The organism is Streptomyces sp. NPDC046261 (assembly GCF_040646235.1).
In the GTDB taxonomy this organism is placed as follows: Bacteria; Actinomycetota; Actinomycetes; order Streptomycetales; family Streptomycetaceae; genus Streptomyces.
In genome coordinates, this window is the sequence record NZ_JBEYZU010000014.1 from 139,342 (window position 1) to 163,256 (window position 23,915).

The following is a 23,915-nucleotide window of genomic DNA, read 5'->3' on the forward strand; positions in this document are numbered from 1 at the left end:
TTACGCAGAGGGCCTGGTGGCGGACCAGCGGTACGTGACGGAAGCGGGCACCGAGGCGGCGTACAGCTCGTCCACGGCGCGCACGTCGATGCGCGTGGCCGCCTCCTCGGCCGTACGGCGCAGCGCCGGGACGTAGTAGGCATGCCCGCACGTGCCGCCCAGGAAGCGGAATCCGCCCCCGGGCAGCGCCTGCCGCAGCTCGTAGTGGCGTACGGGCCCCGGGGACGCGCCCCACGCCAGCCGCAGCGCCACCGTGCCGCCGGGGCCCGGCCGCGCGGCGGTGACGGTCACGGCCCCCGGCCGGCCGGGCGCCTTGGGAACGGCGTCGCGCACCGCGAGCCGGCCCAGCCGCCAGCGCAGCGGAGCGCCGTCCCGCGCGGTCAGCCGGACGCCGAGGGCGTGGACCGTGCGCCCGCCCCGGCCGCGCAGCAGCGCGCCGACGCGCAGCGCGACGGTGGTCCAGCCGCTCCCCCCGGCACGCAGGGTGCCCGCCGGCAGGTACGAGAAGCGGTACGGCCGTTCCTGAAGGGCGACCGCCAGCTCCACGCGGACGCCCGCCGAACCCGGGTCGCAGCGATGGGCCAGCTCCACCACCGTCGCCTGCGACAGCGGCAGGCGCGCCGCGTACAGCTCGACCGTCGTGGGACCGGCCGGCCGGCCCTCCACCAGAAGACTGCCGCCGCCGTGCCAGGCGTCGGCGAAGTCGAAGCCGACGGCCGGCCGCTCGCCCGCCGTGTGGATCACCCAGCGGCGGCCGGGCAGCCGGTCCTGCAGGCCCAGATGGTTCCAGGCGGCGTCGGAGGTCCGCCGGCCCCGCTCATACCAGCCCAGACCGTGGCCGGTGTTGAAGGTGGTGGCAAACGGCAGCGAGGTCAGCGTGGAGCGGTCCGCGACGGACGCGGCGGGAGCGCGCCACGCTCCGGCGTCCGGGCGGGCCGGGTCCAGGGACGGCCCGGACCAGAAGCGGTCGTCCCGGGCGTGGAAGGCGGCGGGCGTACGCGCGCCCGCCGGGAGGCTCTTCCACGTCCACTCGGGCCGGTAGAAGCCGAACGAGGCCAGGTGCGGGCGGTCGGCCGGTACGACCGCGTCCCAGTCGACGCGGGTGTCCCAGCCGTTCGCCTCGACGTCGATCCCGGCCCACAGCTCGTACGGGCCGCGCCCCAGGCCCCTGGCGAGCTCGCCGGAGGAGACCAGGCCCGAACGGCTCCAGTTGAAGTTCAGGAACATGGTGTCGGCCGAGCGGAAGAACGGCGCGTTGCGTTCGTTGAGCTCGTTCTGCCAGGAGACGTCGCCGGAGATCGCCATCGCGTCGTACCAGTTCACGCGCAGCCCCGCGCCGCGGGCCCGCAGATAGGCGACGAAGTCCCGCATGTCCGCGCCGAGCCGGGCGTCCCCGCCGCCGGTCTCGGCGTTGAGGAACCAGCCGTCGAACCCGTACGCACGGGCCACCCGGATCAGCTGATCGGCGAGCGGAAAGCCCCCGCCCGCCTCTCGCGCCACCAGCTCCCGCGTCCAGCGCAGCTGCCCGCCGTAGGCGGCGGGCGGGAGGAAGACCGTGCCCAGCACGGGCACGCCGTTGCGGTGCGCGGCGTCCACGACCGGGGCGTTGGGCGCGAGGATCAGGCCCTCGTCCGAGGAGCCGCCCCAGAAGACCAGTTCGTCGAGGTAGGCCCAGTGTGTGAGCGCGTAGTAGTCGGCGGTGGCGGACCCCTGCGAGGGGTTCGCGGACGTGGTGGCGAAGGCGGCGAGGGCGCAGACGCGGGCCTGGCCGGCGCGCGCGGAGCCGTTGGCCGGCGGCGGAGTGAACCGCGGCGCGAGGGGCACACTCGCCCTGTTGAACGCCAGATCGGCATCGTCCCGCGCCCGCCACGCGCGCAGACTCCGCCACCGGACGCCCGGGGCGGGGGAGCCGGCGGGCAGGCTGTCGGGGTACCAGTAGGAGGCGTACGGCTGCAGCTCGGTTCCGGCGGCGGCCCGCCCGGCGGCGGCGGGCAGGGCGGCCGCCACGGCACCGGCACCACCGGCGAGGAGGAGGGCGCGGCGTGTCACACGCATGGAGACTCCTTGTCGATTCAGCCCGTCCGGCGCTTGAGGACCGGGGGCCCGGGGGCGGAGCCCCGGTTGCGGGAAGGGGCGGGGCGGGGGAACACACCGGCTACCGCACTTGATCCACCGCGAGGACCTCCCCGATGCCCCGCGCCGCCAAATACGCGGCATCCCCCGCCCACTGCTCCAGCACCACCGCCGGCCGCCCCCCACGCGAAGCGACCCGCATCCACGCCTCGAAGAACTCCCCACCCGGCGCACACACCGCACGCCCAGGCGCCCGCTCCGGATCGCCCACGTCCAGCACCAGCCCGACCGCGCGCGCCGCGGGCGCCTGGTGCGCCCCCTCTTCCCGCCACTCCCGGACGATCCGGGACATCACCTCCCCGGCAGGTTTGATCCGCCGGTCGTTGGTGAACAGCCCGAGCCCGTACTCCACCTCCGGAAAGTCGGCGAGCGCACGGTCGACGTCATGGGAGCACCACCAGGTGACGCCCCACACGCCCGGGCAGTCCAGCGCGCCCGCCACCGTCGCCTCGGTGAACGCGGCGGCGTGCTCGGGCGGAATGTGCGGGGCGGGCGCGCCGACCTCCTGGAGCCAGACCGGCCGGGCCGGGTCCTCGGCCCACGCCTTGGACAGCTCGACGAGATACGCGGCGTGCAGTTGCGTGGCGCGCCCGTCGTGGCCGTGCCGCTGCGCGGTGCCGTTGAAGACCCACGAGTGCACGGCGGTCACGGCGCCGAGCCGGGCCGAGTGGGCGGGGGTGAAGGGATGCGTGCCGTCGTACCAGGCGGGGTCGTACGAGGCGTGCAGGTGCGTGCGGCCCGGTGCGCCCTTCTCGCAGGCGTCGAGCATCCGTGCCAGCCACCGGCCGGCCTGGTCCGTGTCGACGCGGTCGGGGTCGGGGTGCGGACGGCCGGAGAACTGGTCGACCTCGTTGCCGACGGTCATGCCGAGGAAGTTGGGCCGGTCGGCCAGGGCGCCGGCGAGTACGCGGAGGTACTCGGCCTGCGCCTCGACGACGCCGGGGTCGGTGAAGATGTTCCTCCGGTGCCAGGTGGTGGTCCAGGACGGAAGGAAGTCGAAGCTGGACAGATGACCCTGGAGGCCGTCGACGTTGACGTCGAGGCCCCGCTCGCCGGCCGCGTCCACCATCTGCAGGAGCTGTTCGACGGCACGCGGCCGGATCAGGGAGCGGTTCGGCTGGAAGACGGGCCAGATCGGGAAGACGCGGATGTGGTCCAGGCCGAGGACGGCGATGGAGTCGAGATCGGCGCGGATCTCGTCGAGGTCGAAGTCCAGCCAGTGGTGGAACCAGCCGTGCGTGGGGGTGTAGTTGACGCCGAAGCGGGGGGCGACGGCCATGGTGGGTCCTCCTCGGGTGGCGGGGAAGCGGGGGTCAGCCCTTGACGGCGCCCTCGCCGGCTCCGCGGAAGAAGTACCGCTGGAGGCAGGCGAACATCACGACGAGCGGGGCGACCGCGATGACGGTTCCGGCGGCGACCAGCCGGGGGTTCTGCGCGAAGGTGCCGTGCAGGAAGTTCAGTCCGACGGTCAGCGTGAACTTGTCCGAGTCGGAGAGGACGATCAGCGGCCACAGGAAGTCGTCCCACGCCCCCATGAAGGCGAAGATCGCGACGACGGCGAGCGTGCCCCGCACCGACGGCAGCGCGATCCGGGTGAACCGCTGCCATGCGTTCGCCCCGTCGATCACGGCCGCCTCCTCGATCTCGTACGGCACGGCGGCGAAGGCGTTCCGCATGAGGAGCACGTTCAGGGCGCCGACGGCACCGGGCAGGACGACGGCGGTGAGGGTGTTGTTGAGGTGAAGATCGCGCACCATGGTGAACTGCGCGATGACGATGGACTCCAACGGCACCAGCAGCGCCGCCACGAAGGCGATCCCCGCCGCCTTACGGCCGCGGAAGCGCAGCCGGGCCAGGGCGTAGCCGGCCATGGAGGCCCCGGCGAGGTTGGTGAGCACGCTGGCGAGGGCGACCTTGAGCGAGTTCAGGGCGTAGTCCCACACGGGGATGATCTCGGCGACCTCGGCGTAGTTGCGCAGGGTCGGGTGCGCGGGCAGGAAGCGCGGGGGAGAGGTGTAGATGTCCTCGGTCGTGCCCTTGAGCGAGGTGGACAGCTGCCACAGGAACGGGCCGACGGCGACGGCCAGGACGAGCAGCATCAGGATGTAGCGCAGCGCCTTCTCCCAGCCCGGCGTCCGCGACATCAGGCGTCCTCCTTCCGGTCGGCGCGCAGCACGAGCAGCATCAGCAACAGGGCGATGACGAAGACGACCAGGGAGATGGCGGAGGCGTAGCCGACACGGCCGCTCAGGCCCGTACCGGTGCGCTGGACGAGCATGACGAGGGTGGTGTCCTGGCCGGCGGGGCCGCCGGTGGGCCCGGCCAGGAGATACACCTCGGAGAAGACCTTGAACGCCGCCACGGACGACAGCGCGCCGACCAGCACCATCGTCGAGCGCACGGCAGGGACGGTGACGCTGGTGAAGCGGCGCAGGGCCCCGGCCCCGTCGACGGCGGCCGCCTCGTGCAGCTCGCGGGGCACGTTCCCGAGCGCCGCCAGGTAGATGACCATGTAGTAGCCGAGGCCCTTCCACACGGTCAGCGCCATGGCGCTGAACAGCAGCAGCCACTCGTCGCCGAGGAAGCCGACGGGCCCGGCCCCGAGAGCGTGCAGGATGCCGTTGACCAGGCCGCGGTCGTCCAGCATCCACGCCCAGATCAGGGCGACCACGACCACGGACGCCACGACGGGGGTGTAGAAGGCGGAGCGGAAGAAGGTGACACCGGGCAGCTGCTTCTGCACCAGCAGCGCCAGCAGCAGCGGCAACAGCACGGTGAACGGCACGACCAGCAGCACGTACAGGCCGCTGTTGCGCAGGGCCACCCAGAACTGTTCGTCCTCCAGCATGGCGCGGAAGTTCTCGAGCCCGACCCACTCGCCGGGGGTGAGGGTGCGGGCGTCGGTGAACGCCTTGTGGACGGTGGTGAGGAAGGGATAGAGGCTGAAGGCGGAGATGACGGCGAGGCCGGGCAGGAGGAAGAGCCAGGGGCTGGCGGCGCGGTGCGTACGCACGCGGGAGGCGGGGCCGCGGCGCACGGGTCAGCTCTGCCGGAGCAGCTTGTTGCTCCGGGCGGCCGCGTCGTCGAGCGCCTGCCGGGGCGACTTCTTGCCCTGCAGCGCCTTGGCGACCTCATTGCGCAGGACGGTCTTCATCTCGTCGCTCATCACGACGGGCGTGTAATTGACCGCGCCCTTGAGCATCCTCGCCGAGGCCACCCGGACCCGTCCCTCGTCGGTGCCGTCGTCCTTCGTCCAGTACGGCTCGTCCAGGGAGCCCTTGGTGCTGGGGAAGACGGCGACCTTGTGCGCGAAGGCCTCCTGGTTCCGCTTGTTTGTGACGAAGTGGGCGAAGGCGATGGCCGCCGCCTTGTGCTTGCTGCGCTCGTTGACGGCCAGGCCCATCACATACATGTTGGGCTTGCCGGTGTTGTTCGGCGCGTCGGTGATTCCCAGATTGCGATAGAGCGAGGGTGCGTCCTTCTTGAACTTCTCCATGTCGTGGGCGCCACCCGGATTCATGGCGACTTTCTGCTCCAGGAACTTCTGCCCCGCCTTCTCGGGGGTGTTGGTGAGCGCCTGCGGGTCGAGCCCGCCCCGGTCGTAGAGCTCCTTGTACTTCCCGAGCAGTTCGACGCCCTTCGGCTCGTTGTACGTGAACTCCGTGGCGTCGTCGTTCATGAGCCGGACCCCGTAGCGGCCGAAGTCCTCGATGGACGGGGTGCCCGCGAGCGTGGCGGCCTTTCCACCGGACCGCTGTGCCATCCGGTTGGCGACGGCGAACAGCTCGTCGTAACTCTTCGGCGGCTTCTCCGGGTCGAGGCCGGAATCCCGGAACAGGGCCTTGTTGTAGAACAGCGGTCCGGTGTTGAGATACCACGGGAAGGCGTACGAACCCCCGAGTCCCGGCAGCACATTGCCCTGCCAGGCCTCCCGCGTGTACGTGTCCTTGAACCGGGCCGCGGCCTTCTCCTTGTCCAGGTTCATCAGGACCCCCGCCTTGGCCAGCGGATAGGACAGGTCGGGGGAGACGTTGACGACGTCCGGGAGGGTGCCGCCCGCGGCGTCGGCGCTGAGTTTCTCGGCGTAGTGCTCCGCAGGCTGGTCCAGCCATTTCACCTTGACGCCGGGGTGCTGCTCTTCGAAATCCCGCACCAGGCCCTCGAAATAGTCCTTGAAGTTGGCGCGCAGATTCCAGGTCTGGAAGGTGATGCCGCCCTCCGGCTTCCCGTCGGCGCCCGCCGGCCGGTCGCCGTCCCCACCCGATCCGCATCCGCCGAGCGCCAGGACCGCGGCGAGGAAGGGCACGGTGGCGACGGCGGCTCTGCGGGACCGGGATCGTGACCGGGGCCGTGATATGGGCATGGTCGACGAGCTCCTTCGATCGGGCCGGGTGCGAGGGCCGGGGGGCCGGGAGGAGGCAGCTCAAAACCTGCACCCGGGACGGGAGTCGCGTCAACACTGCCGCCAGGAACTAATGCGCTTTAGTGTGGGGCCACTTGTGTGCCCGAGAGGGGAGACGGCCATGCGCCGCACGCCGGCCCGACGCCCGACGATGAAGGACGTCGCGCGCCGCGCGGGCGTCTCCGAGAGCGCGGTCTCCTTCGCCCTCAACGACCGCCCCGGCGTCTCCGCCGCGACCCGTGCCCGGGTGCGCCGCGTCGCCGAGCAGCTGGGCTGGCAGCCCAGTGCCGCCGCCCGCGCCCTGTCCGGGGAGGGCGCGGCCACCGTCGGTCTGGTCCTGGCCCGCCCGGCGCGCACCCTGGGCGTCGAGTCCTTCTTCCTCCAACTCGTCTCAGGCGTGCAGGAGGCGCTCGCCGGCCGCCGGCTGGGCCTGTTGTTCCAGGTCGTGGAGGACGTGGACGCCGAATGCGCCGTCCACCGCCGCTGGTGGGCCGAGCACCGCGTGGACGGCCTCCTCGTCGTCGACCCCCGCGACGGCGACCCGCGCCCGGCGCTCCTGGCGGAGCTGGGCCTGCCCGCCGTGATCATCGGTGCCCCGGGCGCCGGCACCGTCCCGCCAGGGGCCGCGATCTCCACCCTCTGGGCCGACGACACCGCCGCGATGGCTGCGGTCGTCGATCACCTGCACGGCCTCGGGCACCGCCGCATCACGCACATCGCCGGCCTGCCCGGCCTCGCCCACACCAGGCGCCGCATCGCCTCCCTGCGCGCCGAGGCGGCCCGCCGCGGCCTGACGGACATCACCTCCGTGACCACCGACTACTCCGACGCCCAGGGGGCCGAGGCCACCCGGCACGTCCTGGCCGCCACCCGCCCGCCCACCGCCCTCGTCTACGACAACGACGTCATGGCGGTGGCCGGCCTCGCCGTGGCCGCGGAGGCCGGGCTGTCGGTGCCCGGCGAGCTCTCCATCGTCGCCTGGGACGACTCCGTCCTCTGCCGCAACACCCACCCCGCCCTCACCGCCCTGGCCCGCGACACCGCCGCCTTCGGCCGCCACGCGGCAGAACACCTCATGGCCCTCCTGGACGGCGCCCCCGCCCAGAGCACCCAGGACACCCTCCCGCACCTCTCCCCCCGAGGCACCACAGGCCCGGCCCCCGAGGGGGCCGGGCCTGTGGAGTGAAGGCTCGTCGCGTGCCGAGTGCGTCAGTTGCAGAGGTAGGCGTACTCGGACTTGTAGTCCGCGATGCGGACGCCGCTGGAGGTCGTGATGTACGCGGTGACGGTGGCGCACACGGGCTCGCTGGTGCGCACGGGCCCGGCGTACTCGCTGAACTTGCCCTTGTCCTCCTGGCAGGCGTCGCCCTTCCACGAGCACACCTTGAGGAACATGTTCTGTGCCTTGCCGGTGTTGTTGTCGTAGATCGAGCAGCCGCTGTCGTTGCCGCCCTTGGTGTAGTTGAAGAGCGTGGCCAGGCGCATCTTCGGGTCGGTGCCCTTCGGCAGCGGCACGGCGCTGTTCAGCACGTAACCCGCCCCGCAGGCGTTCGCTGCGGCCGCCGCCACCTTCGGGCTGGCCTTGGCGAACTCGACGGTCTCCTTCGACGCCGTGGCGGAGACCTTCACGCCGGGCACGGGCTGCTCGGTGGCGGACGCCTGCGGGGCGACGATGCCGCACGCGGCGATCACGGCGACGGCGGGCGCGAGACGCAGAACGGAACGAACGTTTACGGACATAAGTGTGCCTTCCCCCATAAATGCCAAAGTGACTGGATCGCGGAAGCCGTTCTCCGGCCTCCGGGGCCATGGAGCCGGACCGTCCTCGCGATCAAGCAGGAATGTATGCCCGGGGGGCCGTGCCCGCACGGCGCCGGCATCGGCTCCGCGCGGGCCGCCGTGGGTGTCGGTGACGGGCTGTCATGGGGGTGGAACTCATGGGGCGGTATGTCCTGATGTATCGGCGGCATATACCCTTTCTGTGGTCACGAGGGGTCACGTGTGGCGTTGGTCACGAACTGGCCGCGGAGTGCGTCAACTCCCCTTTTGGAAGAGGAAGTTCCCGTTTCCGTCAGGGGGAAGGGCCGTAACCGGGTGTGTGGCCCGACGGGGGATGCCTGGTTTACGTGCTGTTTAATTGCGAGAAGTTCGCAATTGCAGTTGATCGTGAAATACCTGAGCAGCAGTACATGAGTAGAGGTGTGGGCATGACGGCCCGGTCCATACGGGGAGTGGCCGCCACGGCCATGGCAGGGGTTCTCGCGGCCGGTGCGGCGGCCTGTTCGACGCCCGGCGGCGGGAGCGGTGGGGCGGCAGGTGGAGGCAAGGACTCGCTCGTCGTCGGGCTCGCCAACGAGCCCGAGACGCTCAGCCCGCTCCTCGGCTACGGCAAGGACGGGAACTCCAAGATCTTCGACGGGCTGCTCCGGCGCGACGCCGCGATGAAGCTCCAGCCCGCCCTCGCGGCCGAGCTGCCGAAGATCACCGACGACGGGCGCACGTACACCTACAAGCTCCGCCAGGGCGTGACGTTCAGCGACGGCAAGCCCTTCTCCGCCAAGGACGTGGTCTTCACCTACCGGACCATCCTCGACGAGAAGACCAACAACGCCGCCAAGGGCGAGCTCGACGCCATCGACAAGGTGACCGCCGAGGGCGACGACACCGTCGTCTTCGCGCTGAAGTACCCCTACGCGGCCTTCGCCGAGCGCACCGTCCTGCCCATCGCCCCCGAGCACGCCGCCAAGGGCCAGGACGTCAACACCGGCTCCTTCAACACCGCGCCCATCGGCACCGGCCCGTACGTGCTCACCGGGTGGAGCAAGGGCGAGAAGCTGAGCTTCAAGGCCAATCCGGGGTACTGGGGCGGCGAGCCCAAGGTCAAGAAGCTCACGATGGCGATCATCAAGGACGACGACGTCCGGGCGACCCGGCTGCGCTCCGGCGACCTCGACGGCGCCATCCTGCCGCCCAACCTCGCCAAGGGCTTCAAGGGCGACAAGGGCAAGCTCACCATCACCGCCAAGACCACCGACTTCCGCGGCGTGACCCTGCCCACCGCGAACAAGGTCACCGGCGACCTCGCCGTGCGCCGCGCCCTCGACCTGGCCGTCGACCGCAAGGCCATGGTCGACAAGCTGCTCGAGGGCGCCGGCCGGGCCGGCCACGGGCCCGTCCCGACCGACAGCGAGTGGTTCGCGAAGGGCACCGAGCGGCCGCACGACCCGGACAAGGCCAGGAAGCTGCTGGACGACGCGGGCTGGAAGCCCGGCGACGGCGGCATCCGGGAGAAGGACGGACAGCGCGCCGCCTTCACCCTCTGGTTCCCCGCGGGCGACAAGCTGCGCGAGGAGCACGCCCTCGCCTTCGCCTCCGACGCCAAGAAGGCCGGCATCGAGGTCAAGGTGCAGAGCGGCACCTGGGAGGTCATCGAGCCGCGCATGAAGAACGACGCGGTGCTCGCCGGCGGCGGCAACCCCGCCGACCCCGACTTCGACCTCTACAACCTGCTGCACTCCTCCCTCGCCCTCGACGGCTTCAACAACATGGCCGCCTACACCAACCCCGACGTCGACAAGGCCCTGGAAGAGGGCCGGCGCAGCGGCGACAAGGCCGCCCGCAAGGCCGCCTACGACACCGTCCAGCGCGGCCTCGCCGACAACCCCGGCTACACCTTCCTCACCCACGTCGACCACCTGTACGTCATGAACGACGCCTGGCAGGAGATCACCACCCAGGTCGAGCCCCACGACCACGGCCTGGGCGCCGGGCCGTGGTGGAACGTCGAGGACTGGCAGCCCAAGAAGTGACGAGCAGGTCCCCCGGCATCCCCTGGGGGCCGATGGCCCGCATGGCGGGACGGCGGCTGCTGGCCGCCGTCCCCCTGCTCGCCGTCGTGACCTTCGGGGTCTTCGCCATCGCCGCCGCCTCGCCGTTCGACCCCGCCAAGGCGTACGCCGGTTCCGCCGGGCTCAGCGCCGGCCAGGGCGTACTCGACCAGCTGCGCGAGAACCTCGGCGCCGACCGGCCCTTCGTCGCCCGCTGGTGGGACTGGATCACCGCCGCCCTGACCGGCGACCTCGGTGACTCCACCGCCCTGCGCCAGCCCGTCGCCCAGGTCATCGGCGAACGCATCGGCTGGTCCGTCCTGCTGTGCGGCCTCGCCTTCGTCCTGGCCGTGACCGTGGGCACCGCGCTCGGCGTCCTCGCCGCCCGCCGCCCCGGCGGCCTCCTCGACCGGATCGTCACCCCGCTGTCGTACACGCTCGAAGCGGCACCGCCCTTCTGGCTCGGGCTGCTCGCGATCTGGTTCTTCGCCATCCGCCTCGGTGCCCTTCCGGCCGGCGGCCTCACCGACACCGGCAGCGACGTCGCCACCGCCGGACAGGTCGCCTCCCACCTGGTGCTGCCCGCCGTGGTGCTCGCCACCACCCAGCTGCCGTGGTTCGTGCTGTACGTACGCCAGGGGGTCGGCGACGCCCTGGCGGAGGACCCGGTACGCGGCGCCCGCGCCCGCGGGCTGAGCGAGCGCAAGGTCCTGCTCGGCCACGCCCTGCGGTCGGGACTGCTGCCCGTCCTCACCCTCATCGGCTCCCGCGTGCCCGAACTGATCACCGGAGCGCTGCTCGTGGAGACCGTCTTCAGCTGGCCCGGCATCGCCTCCGCGACCGTCGAGGCGGCCACCAAGGCCGACTTCCCGCTGCTCGCCGCGCTGACCGTGCTGGCCACGGCCGCCGTGCTCGTGGGCAATCTGCTGTCCGACCTGCTGTACGGACTGGCCGACCCCAGGGTGGGCTTCGATGGCTGACACCCTGCGGGTCCGTATCGCCGCCGCGCTGATGACGGCCGTCGTGCTGGCCGTCCTCGTGGTGCCGTGGGCGGTGCCGCTCGACGAGCAGGCCGTCGACCTCGCCGCGAAGCTCCGACCGCCCACCTGGGCCCACCCCTTCGGCACCGACGAGGTGGGCCGCGACCTGCTGCTGCGCAGCGTGTACGGGCTTCGGGTCTCGCTCTTCGTCGGCGTCGTCGCCGCCCTCACCGCGACCGTCATCGGCACCGCCGTCGGCGCGGCCGCGGGCGCCCTGGGCGGCTGGGCGGACCGTGTGCTGATGCGCCTCGTGGACCTCTTCTCCTCGGTCCCGCACCTGCTGCTCGGCATCTTCGTCGTGGCGATGTTCCGCCCCGGCGTCTGGCCGGTGGTCGCGTCCATCGTGGTCACGCACTGGCTGTCGACGGCACGGATCGTACGGGCCGAAGTGCTGTCCCTGCGCTCGCGCCCCTACATCGACGCGGCCGTCTCCGGCGGCGCCTCGCGCTGGCGGGTGACCGTCCGCCATCTGCTCCCGGCCGTACTGCCGCAGGCCGGGCTCGCGGCCGTCCTGATGATCCCGCACGCCATCTGGCACGAGTCCGCGCTGTCCTTCCTGGGCCTCGGCCTGCCCACCCACCAGGCCAGCCTCGGCAACATGGTCCAGAGCGCACGCGGCTCCCTCCTCGCCGGCGACTGGTGGCCCACCCTCTTCCCGGGCCTGTTCATCATCGTCCCCACCCTGGCCGTGGCGGGCCTGGCCTCGGCGTGGCGCGACCGGCTCAACCCCCGCCGCCGATCGGAGCTGACCCTGTGACGGCGCATCACGTGGAACCAGCCCGTCCGGCGTTTGAGAACCACAGTTCCGCCAAACAGCGAAAGGGCGGGACCGGGGCCCCCTCGCCCAGCGAACCGGTCCTGGACGTGCACGGCCTGACCGTCCGCTTCCGCATGCGCGGCGGACGCGACGTCGCCGCCGTCACCGACGCGACCTTCCGCCTCCACCGGGGAGAGTGCCTCGCCCTGGTCGGCGAGAGCGGCTGCGGCAAGTCCGTCCTGGCGTCCGCGCTGCTCGGCCTGCTGCCGGGCAACGCCGTAACGAGGGGGCGGGCGCTGCTCGGGGACCTGGACCTGCTCACCGCCGACGAGCGCACGCTCGCCCGCACCGTACGGGGCCGCCGCATCGGCCTCGTACCGCAGAGCCCCGCCGCGCACCTCACGCCCGTACGCACGGTGCGTGCGCAGCTGGAGGAGACCGTGCGGGAGCTGACCGGCGTCCGCGGGAGCGGTCTGCGCGCCGCCGCCGAGGCCGCCGCGGAGCGGGCGGCGTTCCCAGCCGACCACCTCGACCGCTACCCGCACCAGCTCTCCGGCGGCCTCGCCCAGCGCGCCACCACCGCGCTCGCCCTCGTCGGGGACGCCCCGCTGCTGCTCGCCGACGAGCCGACCACCGGCCTGGACCGCGACCTCGTCGACCGCACGGCCGACGAGCTGCGCCGGCACGTCGACGCCGGCCACGCCCTGCTGATGATCACCCACGACCTCGCGGCCGCCGAACGCATCGCCGACCGCGTCGCCGTGATGTACGCGGGCCGCATCGTCGAGCTCGTCGACGCCGCCGGCTTCTTCGGCACCCCGGGCCCCCGTCACCCCTACGCCCGCGGCCTGCTCGACGCCCTGCCCGAGCGCGCCTTCACCCCCGTCCCGGGCATGCCTGTCGAGCTCACCGACCTGCCGCCGGGCTGCGCCTTCGCCGCCCGCTGCGCGCGGGCGACGGCCGCGTGCGCACAGCGGCCCGCGGTCACCGACGGTGTCGCCTGCCACCATCCGCACCGGGACGAGTCGGAGTCACCCCGTGCTTGAGCTGCGCCACATCACCGCCGGGTACGACCGGCGCCACCCCGTCGTACGCGACGTCTCCCTCACCATCGCCCCCGGCGAGGCCACCGGCCTCCTCGGCCCCAGCGGCTGCGGCAAGTCCACCCTCGCCCGCGTCGCCGCCCTCCTGCACCGGCCGGCGGCCGGCACCGTCGTCATCGACGGCGAGCCCGCCCGGGGCTGGCGGCACCGCGCGCCCCGCGAACAGCGCACCGCCTTCGGCGTCGTCTTCCAGCAACCACGCCAGTCCGCCGACCCCCGGCTGCGGCTGAACGACCTGATCGCGGAGCCGCTGCGCGCCGTGGGCCGCCGCGCCGACGTCCCCGAACGGGTGGCGGAGCTGGCGGCCACCGTCGGACTGTCCGGGGAACTGCTGGCACGACGCCCGCACGAGGTCAGCGACGGCCAGCTGCAGCGCGCCTGTCTGGCCCGGGCCCTCGTCCTGCGACCGCGCTGGCTGATCTGCGACGAGATGACCGCGATGCTCGACGCGTCCACGACCGCCGCCCTCGTCGCGGCCGTGGAGACCTACCGGCGCGAAAGCGGCGCGGGCCTCCTCGCCGTCGGCCACGACGCGGCCCTGCTGGACCGCTGGTGCGACCGCACGGTGCGCTGGGCGGACCTCTCCCCTCAGGCCGGCCCTAACGGTGCCGCACCAGCGGAAACGGCAGCGTCTCCCGGATCGACAGCCCCGTAAGGAACATCACCAGCCGGTCCACACCGATCCCCAGCCCGCCCGTCGGCGGCATCGCGTACTCCAGGGCCCGCAGGAAGTCCTCGTCGAGCTCCATCGCCTCCGGGTCACCCCCGGCCGCCAGCAGCGACTGGGCCGTCAGACGGCGACGCTGCTCGACGGGGTCGATCAGCTCGGAGTAGGCCGTGCCGAGCTCCGTACCGAACGCCACGAGGTCCCAGCGCTCGGCGAGCCGCGCATCGGCCCGGTGCGGGCGGGTGAGGGGCGAGACGTCCGTGGGGAAGTCCTTGTAGAACACCGGCAGCGTCGTCCGCTCCTCCACCAGGCGCTCGTACATCTCCAGCACGATGTCGCCCCGCCCGTCCTGCGGCCGGTGCGGCACGCCCGCCGCGTCGCAGTGCGCGCGCAGCGCCTCGACGGTGGTGTCCGCGCCGACCTCCTGCCCCAGCGCCTCGGAGAGGGCGCCGTAGACGGTCTTGACCGGCCACGGGCCGGAGATGTCGTGCTCGACGCGCTTGCCCTCGTCGTCCACGCGCACCGCGACGGCCGAGCCGTGCGCGGCGACGGCCGCCTGCTGGATCAGCTCACGGGTCAGGTCGAGCATCACCCCGTAGTCGGCGAACGCCTGGTACGCCTCCAGCATCGTGAACTCGGGGTTGTGCTTGTACGAGACACCCTCGTTGCGGAACGTACGGCCCAGTTCGAAGACCTTCTCCATGCCGCCGACGCACAGCCGCTTCAGATACAGCTCCGGCGCGATCCGCAGGTACAGATCGAGGTCGTAGGCGTTGATGTGGGTGGTGAACGGGCGGGCGTTGGCGCCGCCGTGGATCTGCTGGAGCATCGGGGTCTCCACCTCCAGGAAGCCCCGGTCGAGCAGCCCCTGCCGCAGCGCCTGGACGGCCGCGCTGCGCGCCCGCACGGTCCGCCGGGCCTCCGGGGAGACCGCCAGGTCCACGTAGCGCATACGGACCCGGGCCTCCGGATCGCTCAGCCCGCGCCGCTTGTCGGGCAGCGGGCGCAGGCACTTGGCGGTCATCCGGGCGCGCGTGACGAAGACGGTCGGCTCGCCGCGGTCGGTGGTGCCCGGCTCGCCCTCGGCCTCGAGGTGGTCGCCGAGGTCGATGTGGGTGGTGAACCGGCGCAGCAGTTCCTCGCCGGAGCCGTCGCGCGTGAAGGCGAGCTGCAGATCGCCGGACCAGTCGCGCAGCACGGCGAAGGCCACCCCGCCGTGGTTGCGGATGAGCAGGACCCGCCCGGCCACGGTGACCCGCTCCCCGGTACGGGACGAGGGCGGCAGCCCGGCGACGGCCGCGCGCACCGCGGCGAGGGTATGCGTGCGGTGGGCGTCCACGGGGTACGGGTCGACGCCCGCGGCACGCAGCCGCTCCAGCTTCCGCCGCCGCACCCGCACCTGTTCCGGCAGGCCCGCGAGCTCGTCGGATTCCGCCGCACCGGCGCCGGCCCCGGGGCCCGCGGTGGCGAAGCCGAGCTCGGAGAGCGAGGGCAGGCCCGCCGTGGAAGCCGGGCGGGCCGCGCCCCTGGCCCGGCCCCGGCTCCACAGCTTGCCCAGACTCGGTACGGCGACGAAGCCCTCCGCGATGCCGGCGGCCAGCCCGATCCGGGCCAGCGCCCCCGCGTCGGCGTAGCACAGGAAACGCGGGTGCCACTCGGGGTTGTACTTCACGTTCGAGCGGTAGAGGGCCTCCAGCTGCCACCACTTGGAGAAGAACAGCAGCAGCTTGCGCCACAGCCGCAGCACCGGCCCCGCGCCGATGCGCGCGCCCTCCTCGAAGGCCGACCGGAAGACGGCGAAGTTCAGCGAGATGTGCTTGACCCCGAACCGCCCGGCCTGCGCGCACAGCTGGGTGACCATGAACTCCATGACGCCGTTGGGCGCCGCCCGGTCACGCCGCATCACATCCAGCGAGACCCCGTCGGAGCCCCACGGCACGAACGACAGCAGCGCGATCATCGTGCCGTCTTTGTCGAAGGCCTCGACCAGCAGACAGTCGCCGTCGGCGGGGTCGCCCAGTCGGCCCAGGGCCATGGAGAAGCCGCGCTCGGTCTCGGTGTCCCGCCAGGCGTCGGCGCGCCGGATGACCTCGCCCATCTCCTCGTCGGAGAGCGACGCGTGGCGTCGCACGCGGACGGTCGCGCCCGTCCGCTCGACCCGGTTGACGGCCTGGCGGGTCACGCGCATCTCCCGGCCCTCCAGGTCGAACGAGGCGACCTGGAGGATGGCCTCGTCACCGAGCTGCAGCGCGCCCAGCCCCGAGCGGGCATACGCCTTGGCGCCCTCCTCGCTGGCCCCCATCACGGCGGGCTGCCAGCCGTAGCGGCCGGCGAGCTCCAGCCAGGCGTCGACGGCCGGCGTCCAGGCCTCGGGGTCGCCCAGGGGATCGCCGGATGCCAGGCAGACGCCCGCCTCGACGCGGTAGGTGACGGCGGCCTTGCCGCTGGGGGAGAAGACCACGGCCTTGTCGCGCCGGGTGGCGAAGTAGCCGAGCGAGTCCCGGCCGCCGTAGCGGCCGAGGAGGGCGCGGATGCGCGGCTCCTCGTCGTCGTGCAGGGCCGCTTCCAGGCGCTGGGAGCGGAAGAGGGCCATGGCGGCGTTGAGCAGGGCCAGGGCGCCGAAGAGGCCGAGGAGGAAGTAGACCCAGTGCGGCGGGTAACCGGTGAAGTGCCGGCTGCTGACCAGGCCGCCGCACACCTTGTTGGCGACGAACAGCAGCCGGTTGCCGCCGCCGCGCTCCAGGGTGCCGGGGAACAACGACACCAGGGCCCAGCCGAGCAGGGTGGCGACGGCCAGACCGGCCGCCAGGACGAGCAGGGCGCGCAGGAAGGCGCCGCGCCGGGAGGCGGCGTAGAACTCGCGCCGGGCCAGGATCAGCAGCGTCATCGCGGCGACGCACAGCACGAGCGAGGGGATCGTGTCCCAGTAGCCGACCGCCATCAGCACCGCGTCCGTGAACAGCAGCAGCGTGAGATAGCCGAGGACGAACCAGAGCGTGACGCGCTTGCGCGCGGCCGTCGCGGCGGCGAGCAGCAGCAGGAAGACGGCGTAGGCGAGGTTCGGGGCCGTGGGGACCGTGAGCAGGTCCAGCGCGTCGGTCAGCGGCCGGGCCGCGCGCCGCAGTGGCGGGATGAGCGAGGTGAGCGCGCAGAAGACGCCGAGCAGTCCGAAGAAGAGCGCGAACCCGTTGGGAACACGGTGCAGGAAACGGTGCCAGGCGCTCTCCCGCCCGGCCGTCTCCGGGCCGGCCTTCTGTGCCCTCGTCTCCTGTGCCGTGCTCTCCTGTGCCGTGGCGGGACCGCGCTCCCGGACTGTGCGGCTCATTCCGTCAGCCTAGGCACGGGCCCGGCCGTACGCCCGTCGAACGCCCTCGTGCCCGACGGCCGGGCGCCTGCTCTGCCGTCCGCCCCCGGTTGCCGTGCCCTCCGTATGTCGTCTCAGGTTTTTTCATTGCTTGTCATGGTTTTTCGCGGCTGATTCGCTGATTTTCCACCCGGATGGAGTATGTCTGTCGCACCGGTTGTGAGGGTGCGATGGGCGAGACTGACGAACATCCGCCGCTCCGCCGAGGAGGTACACCATGGCTGTTTCGATTTCGGTGGTCCTGTTGCTTCTGATCCTGGCGGTGGTCTTCATGCGCAGCGGAGGGCTGCGCACCTCGCACGCGATCGTCTGCGTCCTGCTCGGCTTCCTGCTCGCGAGCACGAGCGTCGCGCCCACCATCTCCCACGGGCTCTACGCCACCGCCCACCTCGTCAGCGGCGTACGGCCCTGACCGGCCCCTCCGCCCCCGGCGGGGCGCTGTCGGCCCCTGCGGGGGGGCGGAGAAGGGTCAGCGGCCGATCTCCACGTCCTCCAGGATGCCGAGCGCGTCCGGCACCAGCACCGCCGCCGAGTAGTAGGCGCTCACCAGATAGGACGAGACCGCCTGCTCGCTGATGCCCATGAAACGTACGTTGAGGCTGGGCTGGTACTCGTCGGGGATGCCGGTCTGGTGCAGACCGATGACGCCCTGGTTGTCCTCGCCGGTCCGCATCGCGATGATCGAGCTCGTCCCCTTGTCGCTGACGGGGATCTTGTTGCAGGGCAACAGGGGCACGCCCCGCCAGGAGCGCACGGTGGTGCCCATGACGTCGATGTTCTTCGGGTACAGGCCCCGGCTGTTGCACTCGCGGCCGAACGCGGCGATGGTGCGCGGATGGGCCAGCAGGAACTGGGTCTTGCGGCGCCGGGAGAGCAGCTCGTCGAGGTCGTCGGGGGTGGGCGGGCCGCTGCGGGTGTGGATGCGCTGGCTGAGGTCGGCGTTGTGGAGGAGGCCGAACTCGCGGTTGTTGACCATCTCGTGCTCCTGGCGTTCCCGCAGGGCCTCGACGGTGAGCCGCAGCTGCTGCTCGACCTGGTTCATCGGCTCGTTGTAGAGGTCGGCGACCCTGGTGTGCACGCGCAGCACCGTCTGGGCGACGCTCAGCTCGTACTCCCGAGGCTTGAGCTCGTAGTCGACGAAGGTGCCGGGAAGGGCGGGCTCGCCGACGTGTCCGGAGGTCACCGCGATGTCGGCCTCACCCCGGTTGTTCGCCGGCGGCGTGGGGCGGGACGAGAAGCCCGCCACATGGGCGCGCAACGATTCGGAGCGGTCCGCCAGTTCCTGGAAGGCCTGCAGGGGCAGGGCCAGGACCGTGCAGCGCGTCACGGCGCGCACGGTGAAGTTCCACGTGGCGTCCGGCTCCAGCGGGACCCGTTCGCCGAAGTAGTCGCCGTCCGCCAGCGTGCCGAGCGCGGTCTCGTCCCCGTATTTGCCGGTGCCCGACTTGGCGAGCTTGCCGTGGGCGATCAGGTAGATGTGGTCGGCGGGCCGGCCGGCCTCCACGATCGTGTCGCCGGCGGCGTATTCCCGCTGGACGAAGGCGTCCGCGAGCGCCTCCAGGGCCTCGCTGTCCCCGAAGCCCCGCAGGAGCGGCAGTTCACCCAGCTCGGGCGGGATGACCCGGACCTCCGTGCCGGTCGACACGAACTCGACGCGGCCGTCCCCGACGGTGTACGTCAGACGCCGGTTGACCCGGTAGGTGCCGGCGGACACCTGTACCCAGGGCAGGACGCGCAACAGCCAGCGCGAGGAGATCCCGCGCATCTGGGGTACGGACTTGGTGGTCGTCGCGAGCTGGCGTGCCGCGTCGGTGCCCAGGCTCAGCTGTGCCTGCGTCGTCTGCTCGGAGCGCTCCGGCTCGACTGACGTGGTCATTAGTGGTGATCACCCATCTGTGAGAAACATGGCGCGTACGAGGTATGAGCCTGTAGCCCGCCGGCCCCGCATCCACCGGGTCGTCGGTTCCGGTGGCGGCTGAGCGGGGCCGAGCGGCCTACGGGCGGGCAGAACGTCTGTGTCGGGGCTCTCCGTCAGTGCCCGATCTCGACGTTCTCAAGAATTCCGAGAGCGTCGGGAACAAGAACGGCCGCCGAATAATAGGCGCTCACCAGATAGGAGATGATCGCCTGTTCACTGATGCCCATGAAACGCACGGAAAGACTCGGCTGATATTCATCGGCGATTCCTGTCCGGTGCAGACCGATGACACCTTGGGACTCTTCCCCGGTGCGCATCAGCAGAACGGAGCTGACGCCGGTGTCGCTGATCGGGATCTTGTTGCACGGGAAGATGGGCACGCCGCGCCAGGCGGGCACGGAGTGGCCGCTGACCTCGACGCTGTCCGGGTAGACGCCCCGGCGGTTGAACTCGCGGGCGATCGCCGCGATGGTGCGCGGGTGCGCCAGCAGGAAGCCCGGGTCCTTCCAGACCGTGGCCAGCAGCTCGTCGAGGTCGTCGGGGGTGGGCGGGCCACTGCGGGTGTGGATGCGCTGACGCAGGTCGGCGTTGTGGAGGAGGCCGAACTCGCGGTTGTTGACCATCTCGTGCTCCTGGCGTTCGCGCAGGGCCTCGATGGTGAGCCGCAGCTGTTGCTCGACCTGGTTCATCGGCTCGTTGTAGAGGTCGGCGACCCGGCTGTGCACACGCAGCACCGTCTGGGCGACGCTCAGTCCGAACTCGCGCGGCGAGGGCTCGTAGTCGGCGAAGACCCCGGGCAGCGCGGGTTCCCCGACATGGCCGGAGGCGACATTGATGGCCGACTCGCCGTGTTCGTTCTGGGGGAGGCCGGACCGGGTCCGGTAGGCCTCGACATGGGAGCGCAGCCCCTGTGAGCTGTCCAGTACTTGCTGGAACTCCTGGCGCGGCAGCGTCAGTACCGTGCAGGCCGTCACCGCCCGGACGGTGAAGTCCCAGTTGCCCGCCTCCGGTGCGGCGAGCGCCTGGTCGCCGAAGTACCCGCCGTCGGCCACCACGCCGAGCACGGCCGGGTCGCCGTACTCGCCGTCACGCACCTTCTCGGCCTTGCCGTGGGCGATGAGGACGACTTCGTCGGCGGGCTGTCCGGCTTCCACCAGGACGTCACCCGGACCGAACTCCCGCTGCGTGAACCGTCCCGCCAGGGTCTCGAGCACCTCCGGGTCGGAGAAGCCGCGCAGCAGCGGCAGCTCGCCCAGCTCCGCGGGGATGACCTGCACCTCGGCCCCGGTGTTGAAGAACTCCACCCGGCCGTCGCCGAGCGTGTGCGTCAGCCGCCGGTTCACCCGGTACGTGCCACCGGAGACCTGGACCCACGGCAGCAGCCGCAGGAGCCACCGCGAGGTGATCCCCTGCATCTGTGGCACGGACTTTGTCGTGGTCGCCAGATTCCGGGCGGCCTCCGTGCCCAGACTCAGCCGGCCCGGTGCATTGTCCGTGCCGGATCCGGACTCCACTGACGTCGTCATAATCGAATGCCCACCCATCCAATGCGGAACCGCCCGTTACGGGGTCGCAGCGAATTCCCGCTCGGCCCCATTCGAAGTTAGCAGCGGCATTCGGCGGATGCGATCACTCAAAAGGATGGGATTGAAAGGTGATGTCAACGTCGGATAAAAACGCCGATGCCGTTGGCCACCGGCCGCTCCGCACCACCCGACGGATGGTTGCGTACCGTCGCGTGCGTGCTGCCCCCGCCCCGGGTGACCAGGGTGGAGGATCCGCCGCCGTCCAGGTTGAAGGCGTCCACGGCCCCCAGCTTGCGCATGGTGCGGGCCAGTTCGGCGACGGTCAGCCCGGAGCGGTAGGCGCGGCCCCCGTCCAGCGCCAGCAGGTACAGCCGCCGTCCCCGGTCGGCCAGGCCCGCCGCCGTCCGTACGGCCGCCGTCGCCAGGTCCAGCCCGACCAGGGGCCGGCCGCCGCGCAGGATCGGGAATCCGCCGATCGCGAACCGGAACGCTCCCGAACCCCGCGGCCGCAGCCGCTGCTCGACCGTCACACGATCGCCGACCTCCAGCTTGCGCAGCTCACGCGCCCCTTCCTCGCGCCCCACCAGCACCACCGAACCGTCGGCGATCGCACCCCGGCCCGGTTTCTCCGCCACCGAGACGACCCGGCCGCGCCGCACGGTCAGCTCAAAGGTTTCGTCGCTGCACGGCGCGCCACGCTCGGTGTCCGTACCGCACGTCGCCCGCAGCCGTGAGGTCCTGCCCCACGCGGGGGTGAACACCCCGATGCCGTCCACCGGCAGGGCGTACTGATTGAAGCCGCTCAACGGCAACTCGTCGTACTCCGTGCGCACCGACCCCTCCAGCCCCAGGCGGCCCATGCGGGCCACGCGGTTCGTCCCCACCCCGAAGACGTCCTCCGTGCTGACGCCCGGCGGCATCGCCGGACCGAACCGCTGGCCGTCCGGCACCGCGGCCTTCAGCGAGCGGCCGCCCGCGACAGCCGGGCCGACCGGCGCGCCCGTGGCCTCCACACCCGGGTGCTGAGCCTCCGCGATGTTGAAGAAGTCCCCGTTCACCGCGCCCACCGCGCTCCGCTGGTCGGCGAGGCGGGACACCCGCTCCCGCCCGCCGACCGCACCGGGGTACAGCAGATCCACCGAGACCCGCCGGTTGCGCAGATCGACGGTGAGCAGATGCCCGTACGCCGGTCCGTGGGAGCCGTTCAAGGAGAACCCCCGGTACGTCACCCCGGGACCGATCGCTGAAGGCGCCTCCAGCCGCAGCGCGGAGACCTCCTCCACGCCGGCCCACGCCGTACCGCCGCCTACGAGTGAGACCCATGCCACCAGCACCGTCAGAACCGCGCGCACGCGGCGTACACGTCTACCCACAGTCACCCCAGAGGTCCCGTCAACCCTGTCATGACGCAAGGGACTTCACCATGCCCCGAAAGAACGACAGGGAAAGCCCGGGCATCGGCCTGGGCAACTCTCCACTCGTCCCTGTCAAAGGGCCCGGTGGGCCCCGATACTCACAAACGTCAGCTCACGTGCTGTCCCCACCTATTCGCCCGCCGAGCCGCCGGGAGGCACCCCCATGCGCTGTACGCGCCGAGCCGCCGTCGTCACTCTCACAGCCGCGCTCGCGGCATCCTTCGCGACACCCGCTGTCGCCGACGCGCCCGCCCAGGAAGCCGCGGGGCGCGGCAAGCGGCCGCTGCCCCAGGCCCACGCGCACAACGACTACGCACATCCCCGCCCGCTCGCCGACGCGCTCGCCCACGGTTTCAACAGCGTCGAAGCCGACATCTGGCTCGTCGGCGATCAGCTGCTCGTCGCGCACGACGCCTCCGAGCTCGACCCCAGGCGGACCCTGGAGGCCCTCTACCTCGATCCGCTGCTGCGCCGTATCAGAGCCAACCACGGTCGCGTCCACCGCGGATACGACCTCACGATGCAACTGCTCATAGACATCAAGACCCCGGGCGAGGCCACCTACCGGGCCCTCTCCCGGCACCTGCGGCCCTACCACTCGATCCTCACCGTCAGCGCCGGCGGCCGGGTCCGTCGCTCCGCCGTCACGGCGGTCGTCTCCGGTGACCGCGGCGCACGGATCCCCATGGAGGCGGAGCGGGTCCGGTACGCCTTCTACGACGGCCGCCTCACCGACCTCGGCGGTGCGCCCGCCTCCTTCGCGCCGCTCGTCAGCGACAACTGGAACCAGCACTTCACCTGGCAGGGCACGGGTCCCATGCCCGAGCCGGAGCGGACGGCGCTCCGAAGGATCGTCGCCACGGCGCACGCGGAACGCCGGAAGGTGCGGTTCTGGGCGACGCTCGACCAGCCCGGACCGGCCCGTGAGGCCCTGTGGAGGGAACTGCTCGCGGCGGGGGTCGACTACCTCAACACCGATGATCTCGCGGGGCTGGAGGCCTTCTTGCGCGCAGCTCGCTGAGCACCCGTCGCACCTCCGGCCGGGGGACGGCTGGCAGCAGCAGCGCCACCGCGTACACGAGCTTGCCGAGCACGAAGGTGGTGTCCGGTGTGGCGCGCACCAGCTCCCGAACCGTCTCCGTGTCTCCCCGCCACACGGATTCGAGCAGCACTGCGACATCCGGTGCGGCCTCCTCGTCCGTCTCCACCCACCCGGGGTCGTCCGGCACGCGCCGGACGAAGTGCCGCAGCACCTCGTCGGCGGCATCGGGCCGGTACGCCTTGTCGATGGCCTCGTTGGCGACCCAGGCGAGCGCGGAGACGAGATCCCGGGCCTCTTCGGCCGCCATGGCCTCGGGCAGGGAGTCGTCGAACGCCGCCTGGTTGCCGTGCCGGAACGCCAACAGGAGGCGTGCCGCACGGGCCTTCGCCTCGATAACGCGTAGCTGGCTGATTTCGGCACTCATCCGGGGAATCGTACTGTTAACTGATCTTTATCCCGGTAACGCCACGCAGGTGCCAAGCGGCTGGAATGTCGCATTCCGGAGCGGAACGTGTAGCGGAATGGTCACCGCGCGCTCGTGGCCGTACGACCTTGGGGACTCTGGCCGTATGGCCACCCCACCAGGACCACCGCCCGGTCCCCCGTACGGACCGCCCCCGGGCCCGCCCCGGAGCCGACATCGCGCGGTCCCTCCTCCCCTGCCCGATCATGGGACGGAGGTGAACCGATGACCGAAGTCCTCCTCCTGGTGCTCGCCCTG

19 protein-coding genes are annotated in these 23,915 nt (G+C 71.8%); 8 read left to right on the forward strand and 11 right to left on the reverse strand.

Annotated features, from left to right (window positions below; all coding sequences use genetic code 11):
- The 5 genes from ABZ956_RS23025 to ABZ956_RS23045 all read right to left on the reverse strand — a co-directional run bounded on the left by ABZ956_RS23025 (position 1) and on the right by ABZ956_RS23045 (position 6,496).
- On the reverse strand, positions 1–2,055 hold the full coding sequence (locus ABZ956_RS23025; RefSeq protein WP_361896725.1) for an endo-beta-N-acetylglucosaminidase: 2,055 nt from the start codon (positions 2,053–2,055) through the stop codon (positions 1–3).
- A gap of 100 nt (positions 2,056–2,155) precedes the next feature.
- Complete coding sequence (locus tag ABZ956_RS23030; protein WP_361896728.1) at positions 2,156–3,412, reverse strand: glycosyl hydrolase; 1,257 nt, start codon at positions 3,410–3,412, stop codon at positions 2,156–2,158.
- A 34-nt stretch (positions 3,413–3,446) separates the two neighbouring features.
- Complete coding sequence (locus tag ABZ956_RS23035) at positions 3,447–4,277, reverse strand: carbohydrate ABC transporter permease (RefSeq protein ID WP_361896731.1); 831 nt, start codon at positions 4,275–4,277, stop codon at positions 3,447–3,449.
- On the reverse strand, positions 4,277–5,170 hold the full coding sequence (locus tag ABZ956_RS23040) for a sugar ABC transporter permease (protein ID WP_361896733.1): 894 nt from the start codon (positions 5,168–5,170) through the stop codon (positions 4,277–4,279). The genes ABZ956_RS23035 and ABZ956_RS23040 overlap by 1 nt, the downstream gene beginning before the upstream one ends.
- A 3-nt stretch (positions 5,171–5,173) precedes the next feature.
- A complete protein-coding gene (locus ABZ956_RS23045) occupies positions 5,174–6,496 on the reverse strand; it encodes a sugar ABC transporter substrate-binding protein (RefSeq protein WP_361896736.1) in 1,323 nt (440 codons plus the stop codon).
- A 160-nt stretch (positions 6,497–6,656) separates the two neighbouring features.
- Here ABZ956_RS23045 and ABZ956_RS23050 point away from each other — a divergent pair, with 160 nt between their 5' ends.
- Positions 6,657–7,721: a LacI family DNA-binding transcriptional regulator gene (locus tag ABZ956_RS23050; protein ID WP_361896739.1), complete on the forward strand. Its 1,065-nt coding sequence runs from the start codon at positions 6,657–6,659 to the stop codon at positions 7,719–7,721.
- A gap of 23 nt (positions 7,722–7,744) precedes the next feature.
- On the opposite strand, the gene ABZ956_RS23055 is transcribed toward ABZ956_RS23050, so the two are convergent.
- Complete coding sequence (locus tag ABZ956_RS23055; RefSeq protein ID WP_361896742.1) at positions 7,745–8,275, reverse strand: hypothetical protein; 531 nt, start codon at positions 8,273–8,275, stop codon at positions 7,745–7,747.
- 467 nt (positions 8,276–8,742) lie between these two features.
- On the opposite strand from ABZ956_RS23055, the gene ABZ956_RS23060 reads away from it, so the two are divergent.
- The 5 genes from ABZ956_RS23060 (at position 8,743) to ABZ956_RS23080 (ending at position 13,917) form a co-directional block, all read left to right on the forward strand.
- Complete coding sequence (locus ABZ956_RS23060) at positions 8,743–10,344, forward strand: ABC transporter substrate-binding protein (RefSeq protein WP_361896745.1); 1,602 nt, start codon at positions 8,743–8,745, stop codon at positions 10,342–10,344.
- Between the two features lie 32 nt (positions 10,345–10,376).
- The gene (locus tag ABZ956_RS23065) at positions 10,377–11,342 is read left to right on the forward strand and encodes an ABC transporter permease (protein ID WP_361896784.1); all 966 of its coding nucleotides are present in this window, start codon (positions 10,377–10,379) and stop codon (positions 11,340–11,342) included.
- A complete protein-coding gene (locus tag ABZ956_RS23070) occupies positions 11,335–12,159 on the forward strand; it encodes an ABC transporter permease (RefSeq protein WP_361896748.1) in 825 nt (274 codons plus the stop codon). The genes ABZ956_RS23065 and ABZ956_RS23070 overlap by 8 nt, the downstream gene beginning before the upstream one ends.
- A gap of 134 nt (positions 12,160–12,293) precedes the next feature.
- Positions 12,294–13,205 (forward strand): ABC transporter ATP-binding protein, encoded by a 912-nt coding sequence (locus ABZ956_RS23075; protein ID WP_361896787.1) that lies wholly within the window; start codon positions 12,294–12,296, stop codon positions 13,203–13,205.
- The gene (locus tag ABZ956_RS23080) at positions 13,198–13,917 is read left to right on the forward strand and encodes an ATP-binding cassette domain-containing protein (RefSeq protein ID WP_361896751.1); all 720 of its coding nucleotides are present in this window, start codon (positions 13,198–13,200) and stop codon (positions 13,915–13,917) included. The genes ABZ956_RS23075 and ABZ956_RS23080 overlap by 8 nt, the downstream gene beginning before the upstream one ends.
- On the opposite strand, the gene lysX is transcribed toward ABZ956_RS23080, so the two are convergent.
- Positions 13,862–17,254: a bifunctional lysylphosphatidylglycerol synthetase/lysine--tRNA ligase LysX gene (lysX, locus tag ABZ956_RS23085; RefSeq protein ID WP_361896754.1), complete on the reverse strand. Its 3,393-nt coding sequence runs from the start codon at positions 17,252–17,254 to the stop codon at positions 13,862–13,864. The genes ABZ956_RS23080 and lysX overlap by 56 nt on opposite strands.
- A gap of 256 nt (positions 17,255–17,510) precedes the next feature.
- Here lysX and ABZ956_RS23090 point away from each other — a divergent pair, with 256 nt between their 5' ends.
- Positions 17,511–17,705 (forward strand): hypothetical protein, encoded by a 195-nt coding sequence (locus tag ABZ956_RS23090; RefSeq protein ID WP_361896757.1) that lies wholly within the window; start codon positions 17,511–17,513, stop codon positions 17,703–17,705.
- A 57-nt stretch (positions 17,706–17,762) separates the two neighbouring features.
- Here the strand turns inward: ABZ956_RS23090 and ABZ956_RS23095 are convergent, their stop codons facing one another.
- The 3 genes from ABZ956_RS23095 to ABZ956_RS23105 form a co-directional block, all read right to left on the reverse strand.
- Positions 17,763–19,169 carry a family 2B encapsulin nanocompartment shell protein gene (locus ABZ956_RS23095; RefSeq protein ID WP_361896760.1) on the reverse strand — a complete coding sequence of 469 codons (1,407 nt, stop codon included), beginning with the start codon at positions 19,167–19,169 and terminating at the stop codon, positions 17,763–17,765.
- A 155-nt stretch (positions 19,170–19,324) separates the two neighbouring features.
- Positions 19,325–20,737, reverse strand: coding sequence for a family 2B encapsulin nanocompartment shell protein (locus ABZ956_RS23100; RefSeq protein WP_361896763.1), 1,413 nt, complete (start codon positions 20,735–20,737; stop codon positions 19,325–19,327).
- Positions 20,738–20,871: 134 nt separating this feature from the next.
- Positions 20,872–22,089 carry a phosphodiester glycosidase family protein gene (locus tag ABZ956_RS23105; protein ID WP_361896766.1) on the reverse strand — a complete coding sequence of 406 codons (1,218 nt, stop codon included), beginning with the start codon at positions 22,087–22,089 and terminating at the stop codon, positions 20,872–20,874.
- 226 nt (positions 22,090–22,315) lie between these two features.
- Here ABZ956_RS23105 and ABZ956_RS23110 point away from each other — a divergent pair, with 226 nt between their 5' ends.
- Positions 22,316–23,173 (forward strand): phosphatidylinositol-specific phospholipase C/glycerophosphodiester phosphodiesterase family protein, encoded by an 858-nt coding sequence (locus tag ABZ956_RS23110; RefSeq protein WP_361896769.1) that lies wholly within the window; start codon positions 22,316–22,318, stop codon positions 23,171–23,173.
- Here the strand turns inward: ABZ956_RS23110 and ABZ956_RS23115 are convergent.
- Positions 23,121–23,618 carry a hypothetical protein gene (locus tag ABZ956_RS23115; RefSeq protein WP_361896772.1) on the reverse strand — a complete coding sequence of 166 codons (498 nt, stop codon included), beginning with the start codon at positions 23,616–23,618 and terminating at the stop codon, positions 23,121–23,123. The genes ABZ956_RS23110 and ABZ956_RS23115 overlap by 53 nt on opposite strands.
- Positions 23,619–23,915: the final 297 nt, after the last annotated feature.

Bases quoted from the DNA above. Each gene is read 5' to 3' on its own strand.
- ABZ956_RS23065 (WP_361896784.1), top strand. From the start codon at position 10,377: ATGGCCCGCATGGCGGGACGGCGGCTGCTGGCCGCCGTCCCCCTGCTC.
- ABZ956_RS23025 (WP_361896725.1), bottom strand. From the start codon at position 2,055: ATGCGTGTGACACGCCGCGCCCTCCTCCTCGCCGGTGGTGCCGGTGCC.
- ABZ956_RS23115 (WP_361896772.1), bottom strand. From the start codon at position 23,618: ATGAGTGCCGAAATCAGCCAGCTACGCGTTATCGAGGCGAAGGCCCGT.
- ABZ956_RS23110 (WP_361896769.1), top strand. From the start codon at position 22,316: ATGCGCTGTACGCGCCGAGCCGCCGTCGTCACTCTCACAGCCGCGCTC.
- ABZ956_RS23055 (WP_361896742.1), bottom strand. From the start codon at position 8,275: ATGTCCGTAAACGTTCGTTCCGTTCTGCGTCTCGCGCCCGCCGTCGCC.
- ABZ956_RS23060 (WP_361896745.1), top strand. From the start codon at position 8,743: ATGACGGCCCGGTCCATACGGGGAGTGGCCGCCACGGCCATGGCAGGG.
- ABZ956_RS23070 (WP_361896748.1), top strand. From the start codon at position 11,335: ATGGCTGACACCCTGCGGGTCCGTATCGCCGCCGCGCTGATGACGGCC.
- ABZ956_RS23030 (WP_361896728.1), bottom strand. From the start codon at position 3,412: ATGGCCGTCGCCCCCCGCTTCGGCGTCAACTACACCCCCACGCACGGC.
- ABZ956_RS23035 (WP_361896731.1), bottom strand. From the start codon at position 4,277: ATGTCGCGGACGCCGGGCTGGGAGAAGGCGCTGCGCTACATCCTGATG.
- ABZ956_RS23100 (WP_361896763.1), bottom strand. From the start codon at position 20,737: ATGACGACGTCAGTGGAGTCCGGATCCGGCACGGACAATGCACCGGGC.
- ABZ956_RS23075 (WP_361896787.1), top strand. From the start codon at position 12,294: ATGCGCGGCGGACGCGACGTCGCCGCCGTCACCGACGCGACCTTCCGC.
- ABZ956_RS23090 (WP_361896757.1), top strand. From the start codon at position 17,511: ATGGCTGTTTCGATTTCGGTGGTCCTGTTGCTTCTGATCCTGGCGGTG.
- ABZ956_RS23050 (WP_361896739.1), top strand. From the start codon at position 6,657: ATGCGCCGCACGCCGGCCCGACGCCCGACGATGAAGGACGTCGCGCGC.
- ABZ956_RS23095 (WP_361896760.1), bottom strand. From the start codon at position 19,169: ATGACCACGTCAGTCGAGCCGGAGCGCTCCGAGCAGACGACGCAGGCA.
- ABZ956_RS23045 (WP_361896736.1), bottom strand. From the start codon at position 6,496: ATGCCCATATCACGGCCCCGGTCACGATCCCGGTCCCGCAGAGCCGCC.
- lysX (WP_361896754.1), bottom strand. From the start codon at position 17,254: ATGAGCCGCACAGTCCGGGAGCGCGGTCCCGCCACGGCACAGGAGAGC.